Raw genomic sequence first — 26270 nt, forward strand, 5'->3', positions numbered from 1 at the left:
TAGCGCGCTTCAGCGACCGCCGCTGACGTCGAGCAGGGCGCCTGTGACATACGAGGCGGCGTCGCTGAGCAACCACACGATCGTTTGCGCGACTTCGTCGGCGCTGCCGGGCCGGCCGAGCGGCGTTTGCGCGCCAAGCACGGCCGCGCGATCCGGGCGCCCGCCGCTCGCGTGGATCTCGGTGTCGATGAGGCCCGGGCGCACTGCATTCACGCGCACACCCTGCGGGCCGAGTTCCTTGGCAAGTCCGATCGTCATCGTGTCGACCGCGCCCTTCGACGCTGCATAGTCGACATATTCGTTGGGCGAGCCGAGCCGGGTGGCCGCAGAAGAGACGTTGACGATCGCGCCGCCGTCGCCGCCGCGATCCTTCGACATGCGCCGAGCCGCTTCGCGTGCGCACAGAAACGCACCGTACACGTTCACGTCGAACATGCGCTTCAGACGCTCGGCGCTCATGTCGGCAACCTGGCTGCCGGGCGCCACGATGCCCGCGTTGTTCACGAGCGCATCGATACGGCCATAGGCCGCTTCGAGCGCGTCGAACATGGCGACGACGTCCGCCTCGCTCGCCACGTCGCCGCGCAGCACGCGCGCGTGGCCGCCGGCGCGGCCCACCTCGGCGGCGGTCTCGTCGGCAGCCGGTTCGTTGTGCAGATAGTTGACGCCCACGGTCCAGCCGTGCGCGCCAAGCAGACGCGCCGTCGCGCGGCCTATGCCGCGGCTCGCGCCGGTGATCAGGACAACCTTGCTCATCGCGATGTACTCATGGTGGTAACTGCGCGTGGTGACTGCGGTTTGTCGAGGGCACGGCGCAATGCGGCTAGATCAAACGCTCTCGCGCAAATCCGCCCACTTGTCCTTCGTGGGCGCGTGATAGTGCTTTAGCTTCGCGATCAGCGCCGCCGGATCGCTGTCGGTTTGCAGCATGTCGCGGTAGGTCTGGCGCATGAAGCCTTCGCGCACCGTGTGGTCGAGCAACGACATCAGCGGATCGTAAAAGCCGCTGATGTTCAGCACGCCCACCGGCTTGCGGTGATAGCCGAGCTGCGCCCACGTGTAGACCTCGAATAGCTCTTCGAGCGTGCCCGCGCCGCCCGGCATCGCGACGAAAGCGTCGGAGAGGTCGGCCATCATCTTCTTGCGGTGATGCATGTCGGGCACGACGTGCAGTTCGGTGAGGCCCACATGGCCCACTTCCTTGTCCACCAGCAATTCAGGAATCACGCCGATCGCGCGGCCGCCGCCCGCCATCACGGTGTCGGCGATCACGCCCATCAGGCCGACCTTGCCGCCGCCATAGACGAGCGCGAGGTTCGCGGCGACGAGCGCGCGGCCAAAGGCCTGTGCGGCCTCGGTGTAAATCGGATTGGCTCCAGGCGAGGAGCCGCAATACACGCAGACTGCTTTCATTCGGCTTTGGCCTTTATTCGCGGTTGTCCTTGGCGGCGCCCGCGCCGTCGCGCGGCGGCAGGTAATCGTAGAACTCGCGCTTGGCGAGCTTGCCCGAGACGAGATCGTCGAACAGCTCGCGCGCGCGGCCGCGCAGATACGGCGCCATCAGCGAGACGATCTGCACGCTCACCTGGTGCAACTCGTCGCGAATCGCTTCCTGGTCGTTGTACTTGCGCGGGTTCATCACGAACTGGTACGAGAGCCAGTAGGTGGCGATCACGCCGATGTTGGTCGAGATCACGTCGATCTCGGCGGGCGTGGCGACCATGTCGCCGTCTTCCATGAGCTGCTCGCAGAACTGCTTCGCGAAGTGCACCTTGTGGCTGATGATCTGCTTGAAATGCATCTCCAGCGTGCGGTTGCGCGCGAGCAAGTCGTTCAGGTCGCGATAGAGAAAGCGGTAGCGCCACGTGAAGTCCACCATGTACTGCAAGTACGCCCACATTTCGTCGATGGTGGCGCGATGGTCTTCGGGAAAGCGCAGACGCTTTTCGATCTCCTGCTCGAACTGGCTGAAGATGCTGTTGATGATGTCGTCTTTGTTGCGGAAGTGGTAGTACAGGTTCCCTGGACTGATCTCCATTTCCTCGGCGATGGTCGTCGTGGTGACGTTCGGCTCGCCGATCTCATTGAACAGTTTCAACGACAGCTCGAGAATCCGTTCACGTGTACGGCGGGGAGGTTTCGCATCCATGTCGTCCGGCCTTGAAAATGCTGTGCCGGGCCCAGGCGCCCGCTTGTATGTGGCGGTGCGCGCGGCCCGGACGCGGTTGGTCGTTATAAGACTGTCGTTCGATTATAAACCGATGGCCCGCGCGCACCGACAGCTTGCGCCTGTCACGAGCGTGGGGCAGAGGCGAGGCCGCAGCTATTCGTGGGTGTTGGGGCCCTAGAGTACGCCGATTCCGTGCAGCAGCAGCGGCCCGAAACGGGGTACGAGAATCAGCCCCCAGGTCATCACGCAGAGCAGCAAGGCGAGCGTGACGGCCGCGCTGCCGAGGTCCTTGGCGCGGCCCGAAAGCTCGTTGCGCTCGAGGCCGATGCGGTCCACCGCGTTCTCGATGCTCGAATTGAGCAGCTCGACGATCAGTACCAGGATCACCGAGCCGAGCAGCAGCACACGCTCGACCGGCTCGACCGGAATGAAAACGCCGATGGGCACGAGGATCGCCGCGAGCGTGAGCTCCTGGCGAAACGCGCTTTCCTCGCGGATGGCGGCGCGAAATCCCTTGATCGAGTACTTGAGCGCCTTCCATGCGCGCGTGATGCCGCGGTTGCCCTTGTACGGGTTGAAGGGCAGCGGGGCGAGCGGATCGTCCGGCCCGAGCGGTTCGTGCAGGTGCGGCGGCTCGGGCGGCTCCGGTGGGGCAGCGAGCGGTGCGAAGGGAGGTACAGCGGGCGATGCAGCGGGCGCGATGGGCTTGGCGTTCTCGTTCGCCGATGCGGCTTGCGGCGCGACGCCAGGTGCTGCAGCGCTAGATGCTGGCGCGCGCGGATCGAGCGCTTCGGCGGCGCGCGCGGCACGCGGCGAGCCGCCGGCACTCTGACGCGCTTGCGGATTGGGACTGCGTGCGCCATGGGCGCCATGCGGCGGTGACGGAGGACGTAGCGTCATGGTGGTGCCAGGTATTACCCCAGTATCGCACGCGTGGGAGGCGGTTGCGCCGGGGCCGTCCGTATCCCCGGCGCGCTTGCTGGCTGTCGTTGCGCGGACCATGGCCGGCCTCGTGCTCAGGCAGCGGCGCTGGAAGGCTCCATCGTCGCGCGCGAGCGCGGCTTCAGATGCGCCGCGAATTGTTCGGAGGCCGCACGCCACGAGAATCGCTCGGCCCAGGCGCGCGCCTCGGTGCGGTCGATCTTCAACGCTTCGAGGCACGCTTCACGCAGGTCTTCGTTCATCGAGCCTGCGCCGCCCGTACCCAGCACGTCGATCGGGCCTGTCACCGGGTAGGCGGCAACCGGCGTGCCACATGCGAGCGCTTCGAGCAGCACGAGACCGAAGGTGTCGGTGCGGCTCGGGAACACGAATACGTCGGCGGCGGCGTAGACCTTCGCGAGTTCAGGCTGGCTCAGGACACCCAGGTAATTCGCCTGGGGATAGCGCGACTTCAGCTCGGCGAGCGCCGGGCCTTCGCCGCATACCCACTTCGAGCCGGGCAGATCGAGCTTGAGAAACGCTTCGACGTTCTTCTCCACGGCCACTCGGCCCACATAGAGGAAGATGGGGCGCGCCGTGTTGAGCACCTTCGACTCCATTGGCCGGAAGATGTCGAGGTCCACGCCGCGCGTCCACAGCACGACGTTCGTGAAGCCAAACTTTTCGAGGTCGGTCTTCACGACGGGGGTGGGCGCCATCACCGCGAGCGAAGGCTTGTGGAACCAGCGCAGGAAACGGTACGTCACGGAGAGCGGAACGCCGAAGCGCGCCTGCACGTACTCGGGAAAGCGCGTGTGATAAGCGGTCGTGAACGGCAGGTCGTGGTCGATCGCGTAGCGGCGCGCGGCGAGTCCGAGCGGACCTTCGGTCGCGATGTGGATGGCATCGGGCCCGAACGCGCGGATGCGATCCTGCAGCTGCCGCTTCGGAAACAGCGAGAGCTTGATTTCCGGGTACGTGGGGCACGGTATCGTGCGGAACTCCAGCGGGGTGAGCAGCTCGACCTGATGCCCGAGCGCGATGAGTTCGCGCGTCGTGTTCTTCAGCGTTCGAACCACGCCGTTCACCTGCGGCTCCCATGCATCGGTCACGATCATTACTTTCATTGGTCGTCGGCCCTCTCGTTGTTCCGTAGTGCGGTTATGGCTGCAGTTGCGTAGCGGTTGTCGTTTCTCAAACGGCACTCACGCGCGCCTTGCGCGTCGAGGCCTGCGCTTGCGGCGCGCGCATCACGGTCCAGTAGACGATGCGCAGCTCGCCCTCGAACGTCTCGACGAGCGCGGAAAGGCTCTCCACCCAGTCGCCGTCGTTGCAGTACAGAATGCCGTCGATGTCGCGGATCTCGGCCTTGTGGATGTGGCCGCAGACCACGCCGTCGCAGCCGCGGCGGCGCGCTTCGTCGGTCATCACGCGCTCGAACGAGGAGATGAAGTTCACCGCGTTCTTCACCTGATGCTTGAGGTACTGCGAGAGCGACCAGTACTGGAAGCCGAGCTTCGCGCGCACGCGGTTGAACCAGCGGTTGAGCAAGAGGATCAGCGTATAGGCCGAGTCGCCGAGATAGGCGAGCCATTTGGCGTGCTGGATCACACCGTCGAAGAGATCGCCGTGCACGACCCACAGGCGTTTGCCGGTGAGCGTCGTGTGAAAGGCTTCCTCGCGCACGTGGATGTCCCCGAACGCGAGATTGCAGAACTGGCGCGCGCTCTCGTCGTGGTTGCCCGGAATGTAGATGACCTGTGTGCCCTTGCGCGCCTTGCGCAGCACTTTTTGCACGACGTCGTTGTGTGCTTGTGGCCAGTACCAGCCCTTCTTCAGCTGCCATCCGTCGATGATGTCGCCCACGAGGTACAGATACTCCGACTCGTTGTGGCGCAGAAAATCGAGCAGATACGAGGCCTGGCAGCCGCCCGTGCCGAGATGGATATCGGAGAGCCAGATCGTGCGGTAGCGGGTGGGGTCGGGGTGATCGTCTTCGTGGGAGCCGGAGTCGGGGGCGTCGTCGATCGACGAGGGTGGCAGGGGCGGGGCGGGAAAGGTGGCGCCGCCGGGGGACGGGTGGAACGTGGCGGAGTCGGTGCCTCGTCCGGTGGTCTGCCGGAACAGGGTGGTCGCTGACGTCTTTTGGGCCATGGCGCGCGCGGCAGGTTGTAATACGCGCATTGCGCCATGCCGCCGTGACGGCAACATGACAGTCACGAGAAGGTCTCGTTACGCAGTCCCAGGTGTGCCGTACAGACGCTTTTCCGGTGCGCCAGGGGACGTCGTGCGCCTGCTACGCCGTCGCGCCCTGTCGCGCGATTGCGACAATGCGCGTGCCCGCCATGCGGTCGTGAAGGAACTGCCTGTCGTGGGAGAAGCGGGCGCTTGCGGCCCAGATCACGAACCAGATGGCTTCGAGCGCGAGTGTGTGCGGAATCGAAAGACTGAGCAGCGGGTGCAGCACGAGCGGCGGCAAGATCCACAGCCACGCTGCGAGATAGCGCAACGTCGCTCGGGCGAGCGTGGGTGGCTTGCCGTTGGCGCCGACCACGCGCAGGCGCCAGGTCTTCATCGGCAGCGTCTGGCCGCCTTTGTGCCAGAAGCCGACGAAGTACGCGCCGGCGACGAAGATGATCCAGCCCGCCATCGCGTTGTGATGCGTGTAACCATTGCGCTGCTGCATGACGAGGCTGAACGCGAGTCCGGCGGCGAAGACGACGCCGAAAAGCAGCACGCTCTCGTAGACGAACGCGGCGAGGCGGCGGCGAATCGAAACGGGAGCAGGTTCAACCGGGGAGGTGACGGCGGACGGCAGGACGGCGGCTTGGGCGCTTTCGGACACAATGGCGTCGGTTCGGGGACGGGACGCCCAAGCATAACCTCGAAAACGCGCGCGACGAAATGGCTGCGGCGCTGCTGCGGGGTTAACGAGGGTGCGCACGGAAGGGCTGCGCGAGGTTAGCGCGCGCCGGTGAAAGCTTCAGGAGCCCTTGAACGCTGCGGGCGCTTCGGCGGGCGAGACGGGAATCGGCGTGGCCGGCACGAAGCTGCCGGCAGCGGGAATGCCCGACGCAAACGACGAAGCGGCCGGCTCGCTTGGCGCGCCAGGCACTACGGGCGCGAGACCCGAGCCCGTGCTGCTGGCACCAGCCGCGCCAGATGCCCCGGTGACGCCCGCGGGCGCATGCGGCAAGCCGCGGCGATCGCGTTCGTTGACGAGGCGCTGGATATCGCGAATCTCGCTCTTGTTGCCGCTGGGTGGGGCGCTCACGACGGTGGGACGGCGCTTGTGCTCGCTCGCGGCCAGGCGTTCTTTCTGCTCTTCGGGGAGCTGCTGGTAGGCCTTCCAGGCGCGCTGGCGCGCCTGCGCCGGCAATTCCTTGGAAACCTGGTAGTTTTCGCGCGCGACGCGCCGCTGCTCAGGCGTCATGCCGACCCATTCCGCCATGCGTTCATGCAGGCGTTTCTGTGCTTCGGGTGACATCTTCGGGTAACGTGCGGCGATCTTCAGCCATTTGCGTTTTCGCTCGTCGCTGAAACGGTCCCATTCAACGGCGAATGGCGCGAGCGCGACGTGCTGCGCTTCACTGAGATGCACCCATGCGAGCGGGTCGGACTGACCGGGCAACGGCGCGAACGCGGTCGTGATCGAATTGTCGGCCGAGGGCGCTTTCGCCTGCGTGGCCGCGCCAGCGGTGATTTCGCCAGTCGGCTCAGGGTGAAAGCGCGGGTAAGTCGCCACATACGACACGATTGCCGCGACCACAGATCCAATGACAACGGCCAGGCCGCGCTTGTAACTCACCCCGTCAGTCTCCTGCTCAGATTTCCTTAGTGCGCGCGCGTCAGATACGCGTTGAACCCGTGATCGAGGTAGGCCGTGAGCGGCAAATCGTCGCTCAGCATGGCCGCGTCGATATCGGCGAGTTCAGCGGTGCGTTGCTGATCTTCGAAGTACGCGATGGCAAAGAGGCCCGCCACGAGCGCCGCGAGCGGCCAGGCGAGCGCGAAGCGCGCGAATGCCGAACGGCGCCGTGCGGGCAGGTGCGCAGGCGCGCCTGACAGGCTGCCAACGCCGGCCGCGGCGAGCGCCGGTGCGCGCACGAGCACGACCTCTGCCTTTTTTCGGGCGAGTGCGGTCTTGCGTGCGGCGGCAAGCCGGGCGGTAGTACCAGCGGGCAGGTTGGCGGCGCTCTCGTCGAGCGCACGACGCATCTCCCGCACGAACTCTAGTTCTTTATTTTCGAGGGCGGAGCTCATAGCGTAATTCCTTTGGCCTTGAGCGCTTGAGCCAGCGTGTGGGTGGCCCGCGAGCAGTGCGTTTTCACGCTGCCTTCGGAGCAGCCCATTGCGGCGGCAGTCTCGGCGACATCCATATCCTCCCAGTAACGCATCAGAAACGCCTCCCGTTGACGTGCCGGTAATTTCTGGATCTCGTCGTCGATCATCTGGAGCACCTGCGCGCGCTCGATCTGCTGCTCGCTGCTCTCGGCTCCGGCCGTGCCCTGCTCGGCCTCGAAGGTCTCGAGAATATCGAACTCCTCGTCGTCGGCGTTGCCGAGCGACGAAAACAGGCTCACCCACGTATTGCGTACTTTCTGCCGACGAAAATAGTCGTGCATCGTATTTTGCAAAATACGCTGAAAGAGCAGGGGGAGTTCTGCGGCCGGGCGGTCTCCGTATTTTTCCGCGAGCTTGATCATCGCGTCCTGCACGATGTCGAGCGAGGCGTCGTCGTCCCTTACGGCGTAGACCGTCTGCTTGAACGCGCGTCTTTCGACGCCCGCCAGAAAGTCGGCGAGTTCCTTGTCTGATGCCATCCGTTGCAGGGCGCCGCCGCCAGCGTACGCGTAATCGTTCGAAAAATGTCGTAAAACTCGCGGATCCTAGCAAATTTTCGCGTCGGCAGGGTAGCGGGAAGGCCGTGAGAATGTTTCGCATCATGGATGCGCATGCCTGCGTGGCTTCCCAGTCGGCCCCTGGCCGGCGCCGCGAGGCGTGCGCGCTGCCGCAACGTCCGTGCCCGCTTTCTCAATAATTGCTTGACCGAAAGGCATCGAGCCGCTATCTTCGACGGTTCGCAACATAAGTGACTTGTCTCAATTCGGATGTGGCCCAAGAAGCTCATCTGTCAACTGGACGCGCCGCTTGAACCCGAGCCACAAGCCCGGCAGAGAGCACCCGATCAATTTTTTGCCGAAAATTCGAAAGGTCAATGATGAATATGCCCAGCGCGGAATTCTCCACGTCGGTCCCCCCCTCGCAAGAATCTGACCCTCAAGCTGCTACTTCCATCGGCGGAACCGTGCTGATGAAGGCGCTCGCCGACGAGCAGGTCGAATTCATCTGGGGCTATCCCGGCGGCTCGGTGCTCTACATTTACGACGAGCTGTACAAGCAGGACAAAATCCAGCACGTTCTCGTGCGCCACGAACAGGCAGCCGTGCACGCGGCCGACGCCTATGCGCGTTCGACCGGCAACGTCGGCGTGTGTCTCGTGACCTCGGGACCTGGCGTCACCAATGCGGTGACCGGCATCGCGACGGCCTATATGGACTCGATCCCGATGGTGATCATCAGCGGCCAGGTGCCTACCGCCGCGATTGGTCAAGACGCCTTCCAGGAGTGCGACACGGTCGGCATCACGCGTCCCTGCGTGAAGCACAACTTCCTCGTGAAGGACGTGCGAGACCTCGCCGCTACCGTCAAGAAAGCTTTTTACATTGCGCGCACTGGCCGTCCCGGCCCTGTGCTGATCGACATTCCTAAGGACGTGTCGAAGATGCCGTGCGCGTATGAACCGGTGAAAAACGTCGCGCTGCGCTCGTACAACCCGGTCACCAAGGGTCACTCGGGGCAGATCCGCAAGGCGGTTTCGCTGCTCCTCTCGGCCAAGCGCCCGTACATCTACACCGGCGGCGGCATCATCCTCGCGGATGCGTCGCGCGAACTGAACCAGTTCGCCGATCTGCTCGGCTACCCGGTCACGAACACGCTGATGGGTCTGGGCGGCTACCGCGCGAGCGACCGCAAGTTCCTCGGCATGCTCGGCATGCACGGCACCTACGAAGCCAACATGGCGATGCAGCACTGCGACGTGCTGATCGCGATCGGCGCGCGCTTCGACGACCGTGTGATTGGCGACCCGGCGCACTTCGCTTCGCGTCCGCGCAAGATCATTCACATCGACATCGACCCGTCGTCGATCTCGAAGCGCGTGAAGGTCGATATCCCCATCGTCGGCGACGTCAAGGAAGTGCTCAAGGAACTCATCGAGCAGCTTCAGCACGCCGAACACGGCCCGGATACGGCCGCGCTCGCCGACTGGTGGAAGGACATTGAAGGCTGGCGCGAGAAGAACTGCCTGAAGTTCGACCGTTCGAGCGAGATCATCAAGCCGCAGTACGTGGTGGAAAAGGCTTGGGAGCTCACGGGCGGCAACGCGTTCGTGTGCTCGGACGTGGGCCAGCACCAGATGTGGGCCGCGCAGTTCTATCGCTTCAACCAGCCGCGCCGCTGGATCAACTCGGGCGGCCTCGGCACGATGGGCTTCGGCCTGCCGGCGGCGATGGGCGTGAAGATGGCGCACCCGGACGACGACGTGCTGTGCATCACGGGCGAAGGCTCGATCCAGATGTGCATTCAGGAGCTGTCGACCTGCAAGCAGTACGACACGCCCGTGAAGATCATTTCGCTGAACAACCGCTACCTCGGCATGGTCCGCCAGTGGCAGCAGATCGAATACAGCAAGCGCTATTCGCATTCGTACATGGATGCGCTGCCTGACTTCGTGAAGCTCGCCGAAGCGTACGGCCACGTTGGCATGCGTATCGAAAAGACCGCGGACGTCGAGCCGGCGCTTAAGGAAGCGCTGCGTTTGAAGGACCGCACGGTGTTCCTCGATTTCCAGACCGACCCTTCCGAAAATGTCTGGCCGATGGTACAGGCCGGCAAGGGCATCACCGAGATGCTGCTCGGCTCGGAAGACCTGTAACGGTACTTGAACGGCGCCGTTCCAACCTTGCGCGGCGCGCGTCCACACAACGGACGCGCGAGTTCGCGGGGAAGGGCGGCATCACGCTCACCTGGATAAATCGCGGATCACATCATGAGACACATCATTTCCGTTCTGCTGGAAAACGAGCCGGGCGCGCTCTCGCGCGTGGTCGGCCTCTTCTCCGCACGCGGCTACAACATTGAAACCTTGACGGTGGCGCCGACCGAAGACCGTTCGCTGTCGCGCATGACCATCGTTTCCATTGGCTCGGACGACGTGATCGAACAGATCACGAAGCATCTGAACCGCCTGATCGAGGTGGTGAAAGTGGTCGACCTTACCGAGGGCGCCCACATCGAGCGCGAGCTGATGCTGATCAAGGTAAGGGCGGTCGGCAAGGAACGTGAGGAGATGAAGCGGATGGCGGATATTTTCCGTGGCCGTATCATCGACGTCACCGAAAAGACCTACACGATCGAACTGACGGGCGCGAGCGACAAGCTCGACGCGTTCATCGAAGCGATCGATGCGACCGCGATTCTCGAAACCGTCCGTACGGGCGGCTCGGGCATTGGGCGCGGAGAGCGCATTCTGAAGGTGTGACCCGACCACAGTCGATCTTGCACCGGAACTTGACCGGATGCGCTTTCAATCGCATCCGGTGCAGCAAAAGCTAATAGCAGTACCGAAATTCACCAGACTCTCGCCAAGGAACCAACATGAAAGTTTTCTACGACAAGGACGCCGATCTCTCCCTCATCAAGGGCAAGCAGGTTACGATCATCGGTTACGGCTCGCAAGGCCACGCACACGCGCTGAACCTGAAGGACAGCGGCGTGAACGTCACGGTCGGTCTGCGCAAGAACGGCGCATCGTGGAGCAAGGCTGAGAACGCCGGCCTGCAGGTCAAGGAAGTGGCCGAAGCGGTGAAGAACGCCGACGTCGTCATGATGCTCCTGCCCGACGAGCAGATCGCCGATGTCTACGCGAAGGAAGTCCACGCGAACATCAAGAACGGCGCAGCGCTCGCGTTCGCGCACGGCTTCAACGTGCACTACGGCCAGGTGATCCCGCGCGCGGATCTGGACGTCATCATGATCGCCCCGAAGGCGCCGGGCCACACGGTTCGCGGCACCTACTCGCAAGGCGGCGGCGTGCCCCACCTGATCGCTGTCCACCAGGACAAGTCGGGCGCAGCGCGTGACATCGCTCTGTCGTACGCAGCAGCGAACGGCGGCGGCCGTGCCGGCATCATCGAAACGAACTTCCGCGAAGAAACCGAAACCGACCTGTTCGGCGAACAAGCCGTGCTGTGCGGCGGTACGGTCGACCTGATCAAGGCTGGCTTCGAAACGCTGGTGGAAGCCGGCTACGCGCCGGAAATGGCGTACTTCGAGTGCCTGCACGAACTGAAGCTGATCGTCGACCTGATCTACGAAGGCGGCATCGCGAACATGAACTACTCGATCTCGAACAACGCCGAGTACGGCGAGTACGTGACGGGCCCGCGCGTCATCACGGCCGAGACGAAGAAGGTCATGAAGGAAGTCCTGAAGGACATCCAGACCGGCGAATACGCGAAGAGCTTCATCCTGGAAAACAAGGCCGGCGCGCCGACGCTGCAATCGCGTCGCCGTCTGGGCGCCGAGCACCAGATCGAAGTGGTCGGTGCGAAGCTGCGCGCGATGATGCCGTGGATTGCCGCGAACAAGCTCGTCGACCAGTCGAAGAACTAATCTGACGGTTCGAATCTGATTGCGCGTGCGGTTTTGTGCCGTCGCGCAGCAGTATGATCTGAGTCAGACCCGAAAAAGCCGCCCAGGTGGGATGAACCCTGGGCGGCTTTTGCTATCCTACGGTTTTTAAAATAACAGCGAAGCCACCATGAATTACCCCCATCCGATCATCGCGCGCGAAGGCTGGCCGTTCATCGCCATTGCGGCCGTCGTGGCGCTCTTGATCCATGCGGTCGCAGGCTTCGGACTCGCATGGCCGTTCTGGCTGATCCTGATCTTCGTCGTTCAGTTCTTCCGCGATCCGCCGCGCCCGATCCCGAGCCAGGCCAACGCCGTGCTCTGCCCGGCCGACGGCCGCATCGTCGCCGTGGAAACCGCGCATGACCCGTATGCAAACCGTGAAGCGCTCAAGATCAGCGTGTTCATGAACGTCTTCAACGTGCACTCGCAGCGTTCGCCCGTGGATGGCGCCGTCGCCAAGGTCGAGTACTTCCCGGGCGCGTATCTGAACGCCGCCATCGACAAGGCTTCGACCGAGAACGAGCGCAATGCCGTGGTCCTGACGATGGCAGACGGCACGACCGTCACCTCGGTGCAGATCGCGGGCCTGATCGCGCGCCGCATTCTCTGCTACGTGCGTGCCGGCGAGCCGCTGTCGCGGGGACAGCGCTATGGCTTCATTCGCTTCGGCTCGCGCGTCGATGTCTACCTGCCCGTGGGCAGCCGCCCGCGCGTGTCGATTGGCGAGAAGGTGTCCGCCTCGTCGACGATCCTCGCCGAACTGCCGACCCAATCGGCATAAAGGAGGGCTGCGATGGCCGGATTCAAACGTCGACCCCGTAACCCGGCAGGCGCGCCGCTGCCGCGGCCGTTTCGCCGCAACAAGTCCATGCGGGAGCCCATGGGCGTCGCCGCGAACCGGCGCGCGGCGCGCCAGGAGTTCCTGAAGAAGCGCGGCATCTACCTGCTGCCCAACGCGTTCACCACGGCGGCGCTCTTCTGCGGCTTTTTCGCGGTCGTGCAGGCCATGAACGTGCGCTTCGAGGTGGCGGCCATCGCCATTTTCGTGGCGATGGTGCTCGACGGCATGGACGGGCGCGTGGCGCGCATGACGCACTCGCAAAGCGCGTTCGGCGAGCAGTTCGACAGCCTCTCGGACATGGTGTCGTTCGGCGTCGCGCCCGCGCTCGTTATGTACGAGTGGGTGCTCAAGGATCTCGGGCGCTGGGGGTGGCTGGCGGCTTTCGTCTACTGTTCGGGGGCGGCGCTGCGCCTTGCGCGCTTCAACACGAATATCGGCGTGGTGGACAAGCGCTTCTTCCAGGGCCTGCCGAGCCCGGCTGCGGCCGCGCTCATCGCCGGCTTCGTCTGGCTCGCCACCGACAATCGCGTGCCCGTGAAGCTGTCGTGGCTGCCGTGGGTGGCCTTCGTGCTGACGATCTATGCGGGCGTGACGATGGTGTCCAACGCGCCGTTCTACAGCGGTAAGGCGCTGGATGTGCGCCATCGCGTGCCGTTCGCGGCCACGCTGCTCGTGGTGGTGGCGTTCGTGCTGGTGTCGTCCGATCCGCCGTTGATGCTGTTCGGCCTCTTCGTGCTCTACGGGCTTTCGGGCTATGTGTTCTGGGCGTACCAGGGCGTGCGCGGACGCTCGAACCCGGCGCGCTCTTCGCCGCGCGAGCGGTAGAGCGCGGGTACGGGAACATCGGAAAAGAGGGCTGCGCGCGAGCGCGGCCCTTTTTCTTTTTGCGCTCGCCCGCGCTGGTCTCTTCCAATTGCGCTATCGGCAGATTCCGGCTATAGTCGGCGGCATGGACACCATCCAGTTCCCCCTCTTTTCCCTTCAAGCCGGCGCGCTAATAAGCACGCTAGCGCTAGCGCGCCTGCCGCGCTGATCTCGCTCGCCCTCCGTAAGCCTCGTTCATTGTCAGCGTCGCCATCGGTGGCGCGAACACCCAAAATGCGTTTTAGACACTGAACAAGTCCCCCTGGAGACCCGAAATGGCAGCAGACAAGCTCATCATCTTCGATACGACGTTGCGTGACGGCGAGCAGTCGCCCGGTGCGTCGATGACGAAGGAAGAGAAAATTCGCATCGCGAAGCAGCTCGAGCGCATGAAGGTCGACATCATCGAAGCCGGCTTCGCCGCCAGCTCGAATGGCGATTTCGACGCGATCCACACCATCGCCGGCATGGTCAAGGACAGCACGATCTGCTCGCTCGCCCGCGCGAACGACAAGGACATCCAGCGCGCCGCCGACGCGCTCAAGCCCGCCGATCACTTCCGCATCCACACGTTCATCGCTACTTCGGCGCTGCACATGGAGAAGAAGCTGCGCATGTCGCCCGAGCAGGTGCTCGAGCAGGCGAAGCTGGCGGTGCGCTTCGCGCGCAAGTTCACGAACGACGTGGAGTTCTCGCCCGAAGACGGCAGCCGCTCGGACATGGACTTCCTGTGCCGCGTGCTCGAAGCCGTGATCAACGAAGGCGCGACGACGATCAATATCGCCGATACGGTCGGCTACGGCGTTCCCGAGTTGTACGGCAACCTCGTAAAGACCCTGCGCGAGCGCATTCCGAACTCGGACAAGGCTGTGTTCTCGGTGCATTGCCACAACGACCTCGGCATGGCCGTGGCGAACTCGCTGGCCGGCGTCCAGATCGGCGGCGCGCGCCAGGTGGAGTGCACGATCAACGGTCTCGGCGAGCGCGCGGGCAACACGTCGCTCGAAGAAATCGTGATGGCCGTGAAGACCCGCAAGGACTACTTCGGTCTCGATCTCGGCATCGACACCACGCAGATCGTGCCGGCTTCGAAGCTCGTTTCGCAGATCACCGGTTTCGTCGTGCAGCCGAACAAGGCGGTGGTGGGCGCGAACGCGTTTGCGCACGCCTCGGGCATTCACCAGGACGGCGTGCTCAAGGCGCGCGACACCTACGAAATCATGCGCGCGGAAGACGTGGGCTGGAGCGCAAACAAGATCGTGCTCGGCAAGCTTTCGGGCCGCAACGCGTTCAAGCAGCGCCTGCAGGAACTGGGCATCCAGCTCGACAGCGAAGGCGAACTGAACAACGCATTCGCACGTTTCAAGGAACTGGCCGACCGCAAGGCCGAAATCTTCGACGAAGACATCATCGCGATCGTCACGGAAGAGTCGGCGCAGGCGCAGGATAAGGAACACTTCAAGTTCATCTCGCTTGCGCAGCACTCGGAGACGGGTGAGCGTCCGCACGCACGCGTCGTGTTCTCGGCCGACGGCAAGGAAGTGACCGGCGAAGCCGCGGGCAACGGCCCGGTGGACGCCACGCTCAACGCCATCGAAACCGAAGTGGGCAGCGGCTCGGAGCTTTTGCTGTACTCGGTGAACGCGATCACGACGGGCACCCAGGCGCAGGGCGAAGTGACGGTGCGCCTCTCGAAGGCAGGCCGCATCGTCAACGGCGTGGGCACCGATCCGGATATCGTTGCTGCTTCGGCGAAAGCGTATATCTCGGCGCTCAACAAGCTCTACTCCGGCGACAAGGTCAATCCGCAGCGTTCCGAGACGATGTAAGCGCAGGCGGGGCGCTTGGCCTCGCTTCACGTCGTTGCGCCGACGAGGCAACGAAAAACCCCCGGGCTCGCAAGAGTGCGGGGGTTTTGTTTTTGCTGCGCCGGGACCAGCGCGATCAGAACATGCTGCGCCGATCTGGGTCGTGCAGCGGATCAGGCGTCTTCTGCGTGAGCCGCAGAATGCCCTGGTCGTCGAAGTAGAAGCTGTAGAGCATGTACCAGACGTTGTCTTCGAGGTAGCGGTAGGTCCATGCTTCCTTCTTCATCAGCGGGAAGTAGGAGGTCTCGACCGGGCGGCCGAAGTTCACGAGTACGTCGCTGCGCGTCCATTTGCCGATTTCCGCGCGATAGAACTCGTTGGGCTGCAGCACCTGGCGCACGTTCACGACCCGGCCGCTTGCGTCGATGTCGGCGGCCGTGGTGGTTTCGCCCATCGGCTGGGTCGGCCACATCAGGCGCTTGCCGCCGTCGGGCAGGTCGTAGGTTTCAGCCGGCGGCCCGAAACGGGCGATCACGGACTGTGCGTCGTCGCCTGCATGGAATTGCTGCCACGGCTGCGCGCAGCCGGCGAGCGCGAGTGCGCCCACGCCCGCGAGGAGGGCGAGACGCATTCGGCGCGAGGCGGCGCGCACAGGCGTTGCGAGCGAGGTTGATAGGCGCGTGAACATGATGTCCCCCGATGGCAAGGTACCGATGACCGCCGTGAATGTGGAACCCTTATTTTGACACGGCGCGACGCGCTCGCGGGCCGGGCCTGTCCGGTCGCGCGTTGGACCGCGGCCTTGCCGTCACGCCTCCTCGCGGCCTATGATCCGCGCTTCGAATGAAAATCGGGCTGGCATCGACCATGAGAGAGAAGCGCATAACGGCACGCGTGGCGCGTGCGGCAGCGGCCATGTTCGCCATGGCGGCGATGGCGACAGGGCTCGCGAGCGCGACCGGCGCCCAGGCGGATGAGACGCCGGCGGGCAAGCCGATCCAGCTCGCACTCATCGAAGGCATGTCAGGCCCGTTCGCGGACGCGGGCGCGGCCGTCGAGCGCAACCTGCGCTTTGGCGTGGAGCGGGCCAACGCGAGCGGCGGCGTCGTGCTGCGTGACGGGCGGCATCCGCTCGAACTGGTCACGCTCGACAGCAAGGGCAGCCCCGAGGCGGCGCTCGTGCAGCTGCGCATGGCGCAGGACCGCCACATCGGTTATGTCATGCAGGGCAACAGCTCGGCGGTGGCGGCGGCGCTCGTGACGGCGATCGATCGGCAAAACGAGCGTGATCCGGAGAGCCGCCAGATCTTCCTCAACTATTCCGCCGACGATCCCGCGCTCACGAACGCGAACTGCAGCTTCTGGCATTTCCGCTTCGACGCGCACGCGGGCATGCGCATGGACGCGCTCGCAGATGTCATCGCCGCGGACAAGTCTGTGAAGAAGGTGTATCTGCTCAACCAGGACTACAGCTTTGGCCACGACGTCAGCACACTCGCACGGGCGGCGCTCGCGAAGGACCGTCCGGACATTGCCATCGTCGGCGACGAGTTCCATCCCATTGGCCGCGTGAAGGACTTCGCGCCGTACATCGCGAAGATTCGCGCCGCAGGCGCCGACGCCGTCATCACCGGAAACTGGGGTAACGACCTCACGCTGCTCGTGAAGGCCGCGCGCGAGCAGGGGCTTGACACGAAGTTCTACACGTTCTACGGCAACAGCCTCGGCGCGCCGGCGGCGCTGGGCGACGCGGGTGTGAAGCGCGTGATTGCGGTCGCCGACTGGCATCCGAACGTCGGCGGCTCGGCCTCAGACGCGTGGTACAAGGCGTTCCGCGCGCGCTACCCGGCGGCTAAGGACGACTACCCGGTGCTGCGCATGTCGATGATGGTGGAGATGCTCGCGCAGGCCATGACGAAAGCCGGCACGGCCGACCCTGAGGCAGTCGCGAAGGCGCTGGAGGGCATGCGCTTCAAAGGCGACGAAGCGGCCTTCCACGCCATGTGGATGCGTGCCGAGGACCACCAGGCGATCCAACCCCTTTATGTCATGGAAATGGATAAGCAGGGCACGCCCGGTGTGCGTTACGACAACGAGGGCGCAGGCTACGGCTTTCGGACCGTGCTGGCGGTGCCAGCGGAGCGCACCGTGCTCGCCACTGTCTGCCAGATGAAGCGGCCTTGACAGCGCGCCTTACAAGCGGGTTCGCGGCAAATCGGGGCTGTGCTACAATACGCCCCTTGTCGCGAATCTGCGGCAAGTAATCAGTAGTTAGAACCAAGCCACGGCACGGCCTTTCTTCCGTGACCGCTCGTTTGTTTTAAAGGAAAAGCAAAATGTCCGTAGCAGATATCAAGAAGTCCGACGTCGTCGCGCAATTCGCGCGCGGCACCAATGACACGGGTTCGCCCGAAGTTCAGGTTGCACTCCTGACGTCGCGTATCAACGAACTGACCTCGCACTTCAAGTCGCACGCGAAGGATCACCACAGCCGCCGCGGTCTGCTGCGCATGGTGAGCCGCCGCCGCAAGCTGCTCGACTACCTGAAGGGCAAGGACGCCGACCGTTACCGCGCGCTGATCGAGAAGCTGGGTCTGCGTAAGTAATCGGAAGGTCTTCCACAAAGATGCCTGTGTCAGTTCCGCTGATGCAGGCATTTTGTTTTTGAACGGTGCGCTTCATGCTGCTTTTCAAGTCGCGTTGATGCGATAAACGCCGGTTCAAAACTTAAGGCAACACCACGTAGCACCAGCAGTACAAGCAGCAGGGCCGGGCCTCGGGGCAGAGCTTTGTGTCATTCCAGCAGATCGCGAGCGACGATGCGCCGCAACCTCGCGATCCGCTGGAATGGCATAACACTCCTCTTCCCGCGCGGTGCCGGAGCCTGTCTTGCCGCGTCGTTCGCGTGTGCGGGCGGCGCATAACAAATGAGTAAGGAGTGAGTGACCATGACCATGTTCAATAAAGTCGTGAAGGAATTCAAATGGGGCCAGCACAACGTGCGCCTCGAAACGGGTGAAATCGCCCGTCAGGCCAGCGGTGCTGTCATCGTCGACGTCGAAGACACCGTCGTGCTCGCGACCGTCGTTGGCGCGAAGACCGCCAAGCCGGGTCAGGACTTCTTCCCGCTCACCGTCGACTACATCGAAAAGACCTATTCGGCCGGCAAGATCCCTGGCGGCTTCTTCCGCCGCGAAGGCCGTCCGTCGGAAGGCGAGACGCTGATTTCGCGCCTGATCGACCGCCCGCTGCGCCCGCTTTTCCCGGAAGGCTATTACAACGAAGTGCAGGTCGTGATCCACGTCCTGTCGATCAACCCGGAAGTCCCGGCTGACATCCCCGCGCTGATCGGCGCGTCGGCTGCGCTGGCAATTTCGGGTCTGCCGTTCAACGGCCCGGTGGGCGCAGCACGCGTGGCCTACATCAACAACGAGTACGTGCTGAACCCGACGCGCGCGCAGATCAAGGAATCGCGCCTCGACCTCGTCGTGGCCGGTACCGAGCGTGCCGTGCTGATGGTGGAATCGGAAGCCGACCAGCTTCCGGAAGACGTGATGCTCGGCGCGGTCGTGTTCGGCCACGAGCAAATGCAAACGGCCATCGACGCAATCCACGAACTGGTGCGTGACGGCGGCAAGCCCGAGTGGGACTGGACGCCGGCGCCGAAGGACGAAGCGCTCATCGCGCGCGTCACGGCTATCGCCAACGACAATCTGCTCGCCGCGTACCAACTGCGCGACAAGCAACAGCGTTCGGCCAAGCTGAAGGAAGTCTACGCAGCCACGTCGGCGAAGCTCGAAGAAGAAGCGGCTGCGGCCGGCACGACGGCGGCCGACAAGGCCACGGTCGGCAACATCGTGTTCGACCTCGAAGCGAAGATCGTCCGCTCGCAGATCCTGAACGGCGAGCCGCGTATCGACGGCCGCGACACGCGTACGGTGCGTCCGATCGAGATCCGCACTGGCGTCCTGCCGCGCACCCACGGTTCGGCGCTCTTCACGCGCGGCGAAACGCAAGCGCTGGTCGTGGCGACGCTCGGCACCAAGGGCGACGAGCAGATCATCGACGCGCTCGAAGGCGAGTACCGCGACCGCTTCATGCTCCACTACAACATGCCTCCGTTCGCGACCGGCGAAACGGGCCGTGTTGGCTCGCCCAAGCGCCGTGAAATCGGCCACGGCCGTCTCGCGAAGCGCGCGCTCGTCGCGTGCCTGCCGAGCGCCGAAGAGTTCGGCTACTCGATCCGCGTGGTCTCGGAAATCACCGAGTCGAACGGTTCGTCGTCGATGGCTTCGGTGTGCGGCGGCTGCCTCGCGTTGATGGACGCCGGCGTGCCGATGAAGGCGCACGTCGCGGGTATCGCGATGGGCCTGATCCTCGAAGGCAACAAGTTCGCCGTGCTGACCGACATCCTCGGCGACGAAGATCACCTCGGCGACATGGACTTCAAGGTGGCCGGTACGGAAGCTGGCGTGACGGCGCTGCAGATGGACATCAAGATCCAGGGCATCACGAAGGAAATCATGCAGGTCGCCCTCGCGCAAGCGAAGGAAGGCCGCATGCACATCCTCGGCAAGATGACCTCGGCGGTGTCGGGCGTGAACACCGAACTGTCGGCGTACGCTCCGCGCATGATCACCATCAAGATCAACCCGGAAAAGATCCGCGACGTGATCGGCAAGGGCGGTTCGGTGATCCGCGCGCTGACGGAAGAAACCGGCACGACGATCGACATTTCGGACGACGGCGTCGTGACCATCGCTTCGACGTCGAGCGAAGGCATGGCCGAGGCGAAGAAGCGCATCGAGAACATCACGGCCGAAATCGAAGTGGGCCAGGTGTACGAAGGCGCGGTCCTCAAGCTGCTGGACTTCGGCGCGATCGTGAACCTGCTGCCGGGCAAGGATGGTCTGCTGCACATCTCCGAGATCGCCAACGAGCGTATCAAGGACATCAACGACTATCTGAAGGAAGGCCAGGTCGTAAAGGTCAAGGTCATCCAGACGGACGAGAAGGGCCGCGTGCGTCTGTCCGCCAAGGCGCTGCTCAACGAGCAAGCCAATGGTGGCGCACCGCAGGGCGAGCCGCAGCAGTAAAGCAGTAAGCTCCAACGGCCGGCAGCGTGCAAAACGCGCCGGCCGTTTTTTATGACAATGAGGATGGATGGCAGTGCGCACGCGTCAATCGTGTCGCGTGCGCAGCGCTATCCAGACCGGGGCGCGAGGCGCTGAGGAGACGCAAGATGAGGGCTGTCGAGATTACGGAATTCGGTGCGCCGGACGTGCTCAAGCTGGCCGAGCGGCCAACCCCTGAGCCAAAAACCGGCGAAGTGCTGATCAAAGTGAGCGCTTCGGGCGTCAATCGTCCGGACGTGTTCCAGCGCAAGGGTTCGTATGCGCCGCCGCCGGGCATTTCCGACCTGCCGGGGCTCGAGGTGGCGGGCGAGATCGTCGGCGGCTCGATCGACGAGAAGAACAATCCGTTCGGGCTGAAGATTGGCGACCGCGTGTGCGCGCTGATTGCGGGCGGCGGTTACGCCGAATATGCGATCGCACCGCTCGGGCAATGCCTGCCGGTGCCGAAGGGGCTCACGGATGTCGAGGCGGCCTCGCTGCCCGAAACGTTCTTCACGGTCTGGAGCAACGTATTCCAGCGCGCCTACCTCGGGCAGGGCGAAGGCGGCGAGAACGAGACGCTGCTCGTGCAGGGCGGCTCGAGCGGCATAGGCGTAACGGCGATCCAGATCGCACATGCCCTTGGCTTTCGCGTGTTCGCAACCGCGGGTTCGGACGACAAGTGCCGCGCCTGTGAGGCGCTAGGCGCCGATCGCGCCATCAACTACCGCACCAGCGATTTCGTCGAGGTCGTGAAAGCGCTCACGAACGACCGCGGGGTGGATGTGATTCTCGACATGGTGGCTGGCGGCTATGTGGCGCGCGAACTTTCCGCGCTCGCGACTGGTGGCCGCATCGTGCTCATCGCGACGCTTGGCGGCTCCAAGGCCGAACTCAACATGGGCGAGATCTTGCGCCGCCGTCTCACGGTGACCGGATCGACGCTGCGCGCGCGCTCTGTGGAGTTCAAGGCCCAGATTGCTCAGGAACTCAAGGCAAAGGTCTGGCCCCTCATCGAAGAGGGGCGTATCAAACCCGTCGTGTTCCGTGTATTTCCCGCCGCGCAGGCCGCCGAGGCGCATGCGTTGATGGAAAGCAGCGAGCATATCGGCAAGATCATGCTCGACTGGAGCAGCGCGGCCTGACGGCGCATCGGCACGGGCGAATCGCTCGTGCTTGATTTTTCGGGATTTTTTTCGCGTATTTTTTGTGCATCGGAGGCGGGTGGTTTGACCCGCCTGGATTTCACGCAGTAAAATTATGTGTTTTGCGTCCGCTTTTAACAGCAACCGGAACAATGACGAAACAACGATCGAAGCTCGTAGTCGGTAACTGGAAGATGCATGGCCGCCTTGCGGCCAATGTGGCACTGCTAGAAGGCGTTGCGCGCGGTGCGCAGGCGCTGCCCCCGGACGTGCACGTCGGTGTGTGCGTGCCGTTTGCGTATCTCGCGCAGGCGCAGGCACTGCTCGGCGGCAGCCTGGTACAGTGGGGCGCGCAGGATGTTTCGGCGCACGAGCACGGTGCCTATACGGGCGAGGTCGCAGCAGGCATGGTTGCCGACTTTGAATCCACTTTCGCGATCGTTGGTCACTCGGAGCGCCGCGCTTACCACGACGAAAGCTCCGAACTCGTCGCCGTGAAGGCGCAGCGCGCGCTGGCGGCGGGGCTTACGCCTATCGTCTGCGTGGGCGAAACGCTCGAAGAACGCGAATCGGGCGCGACCGAGCGCGTGGTTGGCGCACAACTCGATGCGGTGCTGGCCATGCTGTCAGTTGAAGAGGCGGCGCGCATCGTCGTCGCTTACGAGCCGGTCTGGGCGATCGGCACGGGCAAGAGCGCGAGCTCGGAGCAGGCCCAGCAGGCGCATGCGTTCCTGCGCGCGCGCCTCGCTGCCAAGGGCGCGCAAGTAGCGGACGTGCCGCTGCTCTACGGCGGCAGTGTGAAGCCGGAAAATGCGGCGGAGCTCTTCCGTCAGGCCGACATCGACGGTGGCCTGATTGGCGGTGCGTCGCTGAAAGAGGGTGATTTCCTCGCGATCTGCGTGGCCGCTACGGCGGGTGCCAGCGTCGCGAGCTAAAGGCTTGCGCACGAAGCGTTCGAAATGAAACGCGTCGTGCGGGCTGCTTATGCGTCCGCTCCGGGAGGGGCGGGCCTTCAACCAGGACTCAGGTGAGTGTGATGCTGTATTTGAAAACGTTGATTATCGTCGTCCAGCTTCTGTCGGCGCTCGGGGTGATCGGCCTCGTCTTGCTGCAGCACGGCAAAGGCGCCGACATGGGTGCCGCTTTTGGCAGCGGCGCGTCGGGCAGCCTGTTCGGCGCGAGCGGTTCCGCGAACTTCCTTTCGCGCACTACCGCAGTTCTCGCAACGGTGTTTTTCGTGTCGACCCTTGCGTTAACTTACCTGGGGTCGTATCATGCGAAGCCTTCGGCGGGCGTGCTTGGCGCTTCGGTTCCAGCCCCGGCGCAGGTGACTTCGGCCTCGGCGCCGGCTGCTTCGGCACCGGTTGCATCGGCTCCTGGCGCAACCGCCGCGGCGGCGGCTTCGCCGGCTGCAGCAGCCTCGCAACCCGGCAACGACGTTCCGAAATAAATTTGAAAAACTTGTTTTGTGCGTTGAACAACGAACGGAAACAAGTTAGAATCTAAGTCTTGAAGCGATTCGCGGGTTGCAATAATTGTTGTCCCGGATTGCATGTAGTGCCGACGTGGTGAAATTGGTAGACACGCTATCTTGAGGGGGTAGTGGCGAAAGCTGTGCGAGTTCGAGTCTCGCCGTCGGCACCAATGTTATCTAAAAAATGCCAGCCGCTTGCTTCAGCTTCGGCTGGCATTTTTGCTTCTTACGTCGTGTTCGTTTTCTGTTCGCAGCGCGAAGTACGTGAAGTGATTCCCGCGGAGCGATGCAAGTTCCAGCGGAACCTCAGAACCAACCGATATAGAGGATAGCCTTGAACCTCGCTGCCTATTTCCCCGTCCTTCTGTTCCTCCTCGTGGGTGTCGGCCTGGGTATAGCGCTAGTGACAATCGGCAAGGTCCTCGGTCCCAACCGGCCAGACAGCGAAAAAAATTCGCCGTACGAGTGCGGCTTCGAAGCCTTCGAAGACGCCCGGATGAAGTTCGACGTACGCTACTACCTGGTCGCCATCCTTTTCATCATCTTCGACCTCGAAACGGCGTTCCTGTTTCCGTGGGGTGTGGCCCTGCGCGATATCGGCTGGCCGGGCTTCCTGTCGATGATGCTGTTTCTGCTCGAATTCCTGCTGGGCTTTGCCTACATCTGGAAGAAGGGCGGTCTCGACTGGGAATAATGGGTTAATCGCCGGATTGTATGGGCGGCACTGCGGGGAAACTGTGGGCTGTCCGTCTGGAGTGGAAAGCACATGAGTATCGAAGGGGTCTTGAAGGAAGGGTTTGTCACCACCACGGCTGACAAGCTGATCAACTGGACGCGCACTGGCTCGTTGTGGCCGATGACGTTCGGTCTGGCGTGTTGCGCGGTCGAGATGATGCACGCGGGCGCGGCCCGTTATGACCTTGACCGTTTCGGCGTGGTGTTCCGTCCGAGCCCGCGTCAGTCGGACGTCATGATCGTCGCCGGCACGCTCTGCAACAAAATGGCGCCTGCGCTGCGCAAGGTCTACGACCAGATGGCCGAGCCGCGCTGGGTCATTTCGATGGGGTCGTGCGCAAACGGTGGCGGCTACTACCACTATTCGTATTCGGTCGTGCGCGGTTGTGATCGCATCGTGCCGGTCGACGTCTATGTGCCGGGATGCCCGCCGACAGCGGAAGCCCTGGTCTACGGGGTGATCCAGTTGCAGGCGAAGATTCGTCGCACCAGCACCATCGCCCGTCAATAAAGGCCGCGAGCCTCCCTACAATATGGCAAGCAAACTCGAGACCCTGAAAGCGAACCTCGAAGCGGCCCTCGGCGCGCGCATCGTCAGCCTCACCGAGGCGCTCGGCGAGCTGACGCTGGTCGTCAAGGCGGGTGAGTCCCTCGCAGTGGCCACGGAGCTGCGCGACAATCCTTCGCTGCGCTTCGAGCAACTGGTCGACCTGTGCGGCGTCGACTATCAGACCTTTGGTGACGGCGCGTGGGAAGGCCCGCGCTTCGCCGCGGTGTCGCATCTGCTCTCCCTCGCGAACAACTGGCGTGTGCGTCTGCGCGTGTTCGCGCCGGACGACGAAGTGCCTATCGTGCCCTCGCTCGTCGAGATCTGGAATTCGGCCAACTGGTACGAGCGCGAGGCGTTCGACCTGTTCGGCATCGTCTTCGAAGGCCACCCCGACCTGCGCCGTATCCTGACCGACTACGGTTTCATCGGCCATCCGTTCCGCAAGGACTTCCCGGTTTCGGGCTATGTCGAAATGCGTTACGACCCGGAGCAGAAGCGCGTGGTCTACCAGCCCGTCACGATCGAGCCGCGCGAGATCACGCCGCGTGTGATCCGCGAAGATCGCTACGGCGGTCTGAAGAAACACTAAGAGGGTCGCATGTCAGAGATCAAGAACTACACGCTCAACTTCGGCCCGCAGCACCCGGCAGCGCACGGTGTGCTGCGCCTCGTGCTCGAGCTCGACGGCGAAGTGATCCAGCGCGCCGATCCGCACATCGGTCTGCTGCATCGCGCGACGGAAAAGCTCGCCGAGAGCAAGACGTTCATCCAGTCGGTGCCGTACATGGACCGTCTCGACTACGTCTCGATGATGGTCAACGAGCACGGCTATGTGCTCGCCATCGAAAAGCTGCTCGGCATCGAAGTGCCGATCCGCGCGAAGTACATCCGCGTGCTGTTCGACGAAGTCACGCGCGTGCTGAACCACCTTATGTGGATCGGTTCGCACGCGCTCGACGTCGGTGCGATGGCGGTGTTCCTCTACGCGTTCCGCGAGCGCGAAGACCTGATGGACGTCTACGAGGCGGTCTCGGGCGCGCGCATGCACGCGGCTTACTATCGTCCGGGCGGCGTGTATCGCGACCTGCCCGACGCGATGCCGCAATACAAAGCGTCGAAGATCCACAACGAGAAGGCGCTCGCCCGCATGAACGAGGCGCGCCAGGGCTCGGTGCTGGACTTTATCGACGACTTCTTCGCGCGCTTCCCGGGTTGCGTCGACGAGTACGAAACGCTGCTCACCGACAACCGTATCTGGAAGCAGCGTTTGGTCGGCATTGGCGTGGTGAGCCCCGAGCGCGCGATGCAGCTCGGTCTCACGGGTGCGATGCTGCGCGGTTCGGGCATCGAGTGGGATCTGCGCAAGAAGCAGCCGTACGAAGTCTACGACCAGATGGATTTCGACATTCCGGTAGGCGTGAACGGCGACTGCTACGACCGTTATCTCGTTCGCGTCGAAGAAATGCGCCAGTCCACTCGCATCGCGAAACAGTGTATTGAGTGGCTGCGCAAGAATCCCGGCCCCGTGATGATCGACAATCACAAGGTTGCGCCGCCCTCGCGCGTGAACATGAAGTCGAACATGGAAGAGCTGATTCACCACTTCAAGCTCTTCACGGAAGGCTTCCACGTGCCCGAAGGCGAGGCGTACGCTGCCGTCGAACATCCGAAGGGTGAATTCGGCATCTACCTGGTGTCGGATGGCGCGAACAAGCCTTATCGTCTGAAGATCCGTGCGCCGGGTTATGCCCACCTTTCCGCGCTCGATGAAATGGCGCGCGGCCACATGATTGCCGACGCGGTCACGATCATCGGCACACAGGACATCGTGTTCGGTGAAATTGATCGCTAAGCAGCAAACTGCCAGTGCGCCCGGTCAATAAGGGCGCAC

Annotated in this window: 27 protein-coding genes and 1 tRNA gene; 17 read left to right on the plus strand and 11 right to left on the minus strand. The window is 63.5% G+C overall.

Annotated elements, in window-relative coordinates; translation table 11 throughout:
• Nucleotides 1–9 precede the first annotated feature (9 nt).
• The 10 genes from L0U83_RS04420 to L0U83_RS04465 form a co-directional block, all read right to left on the minus strand.
• Nucleotides 10–756, minus strand: coding sequence for an SDR family oxidoreductase (locus L0U83_RS04420; protein WP_233880914.1), 747 nt, complete (start codon nt 754–756; stop codon nt 10–12).
• A gap of 72 nt (nt 757–828) precedes the next feature.
• On the minus strand, nt 829–1413 hold the full coding sequence (locus L0U83_RS04425; RefSeq protein ID WP_233880916.1) for an LOG family protein: 585 nt from the start codon (nt 1411–1413) through the stop codon (nt 829–831).
• A gap of 13 nt (nt 1414–1426) precedes the next feature.
• Complete coding sequence (locus tag L0U83_RS04430; RefSeq protein WP_233880918.1) at nt 1427–2149, minus strand: TetR/AcrR family transcriptional regulator; 723 nt, start codon at nt 2147–2149, stop codon at nt 1427–1429.
• Between the two features lie 195 nt (nt 2150–2344).
• Nucleotides 2345–2872: a diacylglycerol kinase gene (locus L0U83_RS04435; protein WP_233883713.1), complete on the minus strand. Its 528-nt coding sequence runs from the start codon at nt 2870–2872 to the stop codon at nt 2345–2347.
• A gap of 314 nt (nt 2873–3186) precedes the next feature.
• Entirely contained in the window at nt 3187–4218 is a 1032-nt protein-coding gene (locus tag L0U83_RS04440; protein WP_233880920.1) for a glycosyltransferase family 4 protein, read from the minus strand.
• A gap of 67 nt (nt 4219–4285) precedes the next feature.
• Complete coding sequence (locus L0U83_RS04445; RefSeq protein ID WP_233880922.1) at nt 4286–5245, minus strand: UDP-2,3-diacylglucosamine diphosphatase; 960 nt, start codon at nt 5243–5245, stop codon at nt 4286–4288.
• Nucleotides 5246–5387: 142 nt separating this feature from the next.
• On the minus strand, nt 5388–5936 hold the full coding sequence (locus tag L0U83_RS04450) for an RDD family protein (protein WP_233880924.1): 549 nt from the start codon (nt 5934–5936) through the stop codon (nt 5388–5390).
• Nucleotides 5937–6074: 138 nt separating this feature from the next.
• Nucleotides 6075–6899, minus strand: a complete 825-nt coding sequence (locus L0U83_RS04455; RefSeq protein ID WP_233880926.1) for a DUF3106 domain-containing protein — start codon at nt 6897–6899, stop codon at nt 6075–6077.
• Between the two features lie 26 nt (nt 6900–6925).
• On the minus strand, nt 6926–7354 hold the full coding sequence (locus L0U83_RS04460; protein WP_233880928.1) for a DUF3619 family protein: 429 nt from the start codon (nt 7352–7354) through the stop codon (nt 6926–6928).
• Nucleotides 7351–7914, minus strand: a complete 564-nt coding sequence (locus tag L0U83_RS04465; protein WP_233880930.1) for an RNA polymerase sigma factor — start codon at nt 7912–7914, stop codon at nt 7351–7353. The genes L0U83_RS04460 and L0U83_RS04465 overlap by 4 nt, the downstream gene beginning before the upstream one ends.
• A gap of 398 nt (nt 7915–8312) precedes the next feature.
• On the opposite strand from L0U83_RS04465, the gene L0U83_RS04470 reads away from it, so the two are divergent.
• The 6 genes from L0U83_RS04470 to L0U83_RS04495 all read left to right on the plus strand — a co-directional run bounded on the left by L0U83_RS04470 (nt 8313) and on the right by L0U83_RS04495 (nt 15382).
• A complete protein-coding gene (locus L0U83_RS04470) occupies nt 8313–10088 on the plus strand; it encodes an acetolactate synthase 3 catalytic subunit (RefSeq protein WP_233883715.1) in 1776 nt (591 codons plus the stop codon).
• Nucleotides 10089–10202: 114 nt separating this feature from the next.
• Complete coding sequence (ilvN, locus tag L0U83_RS04475; protein ID WP_027795483.1) at nt 10203–10694, plus strand: acetolactate synthase small subunit; 492 nt, start codon at nt 10203–10205, stop codon at nt 10692–10694.
• A gap of 116 nt (nt 10695–10810) precedes the next feature.
• Entirely contained in the window at nt 10811–11827 is a 1017-nt protein-coding gene (ilvC, locus tag L0U83_RS04480; protein WP_028205689.1) for a ketol-acid reductoisomerase, read from the plus strand.
• A 148-nt stretch (nt 11828–11975) separates the two neighbouring features.
• Nucleotides 11976–12629 (plus strand): phosphatidylserine decarboxylase, encoded by a 654-nt coding sequence (locus L0U83_RS04485; protein WP_028205688.1) that lies wholly within the window; start codon nt 11976–11978, stop codon nt 12627–12629.
• Between the two features lie 12 nt (nt 12630–12641).
• The gene (gene pssA / locus L0U83_RS04490; RefSeq protein ID WP_233880932.1) at nt 12642–13514 is read left to right on the plus strand and encodes a CDP-diacylglycerol--serine O-phosphatidyltransferase; all 873 of its coding nucleotides are present in this window, start codon (nt 12642–12644) and stop codon (nt 13512–13514) included.
• A gap of 314 nt (nt 13515–13828) precedes the next feature.
• Complete coding sequence (locus L0U83_RS04495) at nt 13829–15382, plus strand: 2-isopropylmalate synthase (protein WP_233880934.1); 1554 nt, start codon at nt 13829–13831, stop codon at nt 15380–15382.
• A gap of 115 nt (nt 15383–15497) precedes the next feature.
• On the opposite strand, the gene L0U83_RS04500 is transcribed toward L0U83_RS04495, so the two are convergent.
• Nucleotides 15498–16049: a hypothetical protein gene (locus tag L0U83_RS04500; protein ID WP_373320984.1), complete on the minus strand. Its 552-nt coding sequence runs from the start codon at nt 16047–16049 to the stop codon at nt 15498–15500.
• A 236-nt stretch (nt 16050–16285) separates the two neighbouring features.
• Here L0U83_RS04500 and L0U83_RS04505 point away from each other — a divergent pair, with 236 nt between their 5' ends.
• The 11 genes from L0U83_RS04505 (at nt 16286) to L0U83_RS04555 (ending at nt 26231) form a co-directional block, all read left to right on the plus strand.
• Nucleotides 16286–17545, plus strand: coding sequence for a branched-chain amino acid ABC transporter substrate-binding protein (locus L0U83_RS04505; RefSeq protein ID WP_233883717.1), 1260 nt, complete (start codon nt 16286–16288; stop codon nt 17543–17545).
• A 152-nt stretch (nt 17546–17697) separates the two neighbouring features.
• A complete protein-coding gene (gene rpsO / locus L0U83_RS04510; RefSeq protein ID WP_042271770.1) occupies nt 17698–17967 on the plus strand; it encodes a 30S ribosomal protein S15 in 270 nt (89 codons plus the stop codon).
• Nucleotides 17968–18309: 342 nt separating this feature from the next.
• Entirely contained in the window at nt 18310–20457 is a 2148-nt protein-coding gene (pnp, locus tag L0U83_RS04515; RefSeq protein WP_069265284.1) for a polyribonucleotide nucleotidyltransferase, read from the plus strand.
• Nucleotides 20458–20603: 146 nt separating this feature from the next.
• Nucleotides 20604–21620 carry an NAD(P)H-quinone oxidoreductase gene (locus L0U83_RS04520; protein WP_233880936.1) on the plus strand — a complete coding sequence of 339 codons (1017 nt, stop codon included), beginning with the start codon at nt 20604–20606 and terminating at the stop codon, nt 21618–21620.
• 152 nt (nt 21621–21772) lie between these two features.
• On the plus strand, nt 21773–22555 hold the full coding sequence (tpiA, locus tag L0U83_RS04525; protein ID WP_233880938.1) for a triose-phosphate isomerase: 783 nt from the start codon (nt 21773–21775) through the stop codon (nt 22553–22555).
• A gap of 101 nt (nt 22556–22656) precedes the next feature.
• Nucleotides 22657–23070 (plus strand): preprotein translocase subunit SecG, encoded by a 414-nt coding sequence (gene secG / locus L0U83_RS04530; RefSeq protein ID WP_233880940.1) that lies wholly within the window; start codon nt 22657–22659, stop codon nt 23068–23070.
• Nucleotides 23071–23179: 109 nt separating this feature from the next.
• Nucleotides 23180–23264: transfer RNA gene (locus L0U83_RS04535), tRNA-Leu, on the plus strand.
• 164 nt (nt 23265–23428) lie between these two features.
• A complete protein-coding gene (locus tag L0U83_RS04540; RefSeq protein ID WP_028205678.1) occupies nt 23429–23788 on the plus strand; it encodes an NADH-quinone oxidoreductase subunit A in 360 nt (119 codons plus the stop codon).
• A gap of 72 nt (nt 23789–23860) precedes the next feature.
• Nucleotides 23861–24340: a NuoB/complex I 20 kDa subunit family protein gene (locus L0U83_RS04545; protein ID WP_027819582.1), complete on the plus strand. Its 480-nt coding sequence runs from the start codon at nt 23861–23863 to the stop codon at nt 24338–24340.
• A gap of 22 nt (nt 24341–24362) precedes the next feature.
• On the plus strand, nt 24363–24968 hold the full coding sequence (locus tag L0U83_RS04550) for an NADH-quinone oxidoreductase subunit C (RefSeq protein ID WP_233880942.1): 606 nt from the start codon (nt 24363–24365) through the stop codon (nt 24966–24968).
• Between the two features lie 9 nt (nt 24969–24977).
• Entirely contained in the window at nt 24978–26231 is a 1254-nt protein-coding gene (locus tag L0U83_RS04555; RefSeq protein WP_233880944.1) for an NADH-quinone oxidoreductase subunit D, read from the plus strand.
• Nucleotides 26232–26270: the final 39 nt, after the last annotated feature.

Source organism: Paraburkholderia flagellata (genome assembly GCF_021390645.1).
GTDB classification, from domain to species: domain Bacteria; phylum Pseudomonadota; class Gammaproteobacteria; order Burkholderiales; family Burkholderiaceae; genus Paraburkholderia; species Paraburkholderia flagellata.

Excerpts from the sequence above, each read along its gene's own strand:
- L0U83_RS04470 (WP_233883715.1), top strand. The coding sequence starts at position 8,313 with ATGAATATGCCCAGCGCGGAATTCTCCACGTCGGTCCCCCCCTCGCAA.
- L0U83_RS04555 (WP_233880944.1), top strand. The coding sequence starts at position 24,978 with ATGTCAGAGATCAAGAACTACACGCTCAACTTCGGCCCGCAGCACCCG.
- ilvC (WP_028205689.1), top strand. The coding sequence starts at position 10,811 with ATGAAAGTTTTCTACGACAAGGACGCCGATCTCTCCCTCATCAAGGGC.
- L0U83_RS04430 (WP_233880918.1), bottom strand. The coding sequence starts at position 2,149 with ATGGATGCGAAACCTCCCCGCCGTACACGTGAACGGATTCTCGAGCTG.
- L0U83_RS04445 (WP_233880922.1), bottom strand. The coding sequence starts at position 5,245 with ATGGCCCAAAAGACGTCAGCGACCACCCTGTTCCGGCAGACCACCGGA.
- pssA (WP_233880932.1), top strand. The coding sequence starts at position 12,642 with ATGGCCGGATTCAAACGTCGACCCCGTAACCCGGCAGGCGCGCCGCTG.
- L0U83_RS04550 (WP_233880942.1), top strand. The coding sequence starts at position 24,363 with ATGGCAAGCAAACTCGAGACCCTGAAAGCGAACCTCGAAGCGGCCCTC.
- secG (WP_233880940.1), top strand. The coding sequence starts at position 22,657 with ATGCTGTATTTGAAAACGTTGATTATCGTCGTCCAGCTTCTGTCGGCG.
- L0U83_RS04440 (WP_233880920.1), bottom strand. The coding sequence starts at position 4,218 with ATGAAAGTAATGATCGTGACCGATGCATGGGAGCCGCAGGTGAACGGC.
- L0U83_RS04425 (WP_233880916.1), bottom strand. The coding sequence starts at position 1,413 with ATGAAAGCAGTCTGCGTGTATTGCGGCTCCTCGCCTGGAGCCAATCCG.
- L0U83_RS04420 (WP_233880914.1), bottom strand. The coding sequence starts at position 756 with ATGAGCAAGGTTGTCCTGATCACCGGCGCGAGCCGCGGCATAGGCCGC.
- L0U83_RS04500 (WP_373320984.1), bottom strand. The coding sequence starts at position 16,049 with ATGTTCACGCGCCTATCAACCTCGCTCGCAACGCCTGTGCGCGCCGCC.
- pnp (WP_069265284.1), top strand. The coding sequence starts at position 18,310 with ATGACCATGTTCAATAAAGTCGTGAAGGAATTCAAATGGGGCCAGCAC.
- rpsO (WP_042271770.1), top strand. The coding sequence starts at position 17,698 with ATGTCCGTAGCAGATATCAAGAAGTCCGACGTCGTCGCGCAATTCGCG.
- L0U83_RS04520 (WP_233880936.1), top strand. The coding sequence starts at position 20,604 with ATGAGGGCTGTCGAGATTACGGAATTCGGTGCGCCGGACGTGCTCAAG.
- L0U83_RS04495 (WP_233880934.1), top strand. The coding sequence starts at position 13,829 with ATGGCAGCAGACAAGCTCATCATCTTCGATACGACGTTGCGTGACGGC.
- tpiA (WP_233880938.1), top strand. The coding sequence starts at position 21,773 with ATGACGAAACAACGATCGAAGCTCGTAGTCGGTAACTGGAAGATGCAT.
- ilvN (WP_027795483.1), top strand. The coding sequence starts at position 10,203 with ATGAGACACATCATTTCCGTTCTGCTGGAAAACGAGCCGGGCGCGCTC.
- L0U83_RS04460 (WP_233880928.1), bottom strand. The coding sequence starts at position 7,354 with ATGAGCTCCGCCCTCGAAAATAAAGAACTAGAGTTCGTGCGGGAGATG.
- L0U83_RS04465 (WP_233880930.1), bottom strand. The coding sequence starts at position 7,914 with ATGGCATCAGACAAGGAACTCGCCGACTTTCTGGCGGGCGTCGAAAGA.
- L0U83_RS04485 (WP_028205688.1), top strand. The coding sequence starts at position 11,976 with ATGAATTACCCCCATCCGATCATCGCGCGCGAAGGCTGGCCGTTCATC.
- L0U83_RS04545 (WP_027819582.1), top strand. The coding sequence starts at position 23,861 with ATGAGTATCGAAGGGGTCTTGAAGGAAGGGTTTGTCACCACCACGGCT.
- L0U83_RS04505 (WP_233883717.1), top strand. The coding sequence starts at position 16,286 with ATGGCGGCGATGGCGACAGGGCTCGCGAGCGCGACCGGCGCCCAGGCG.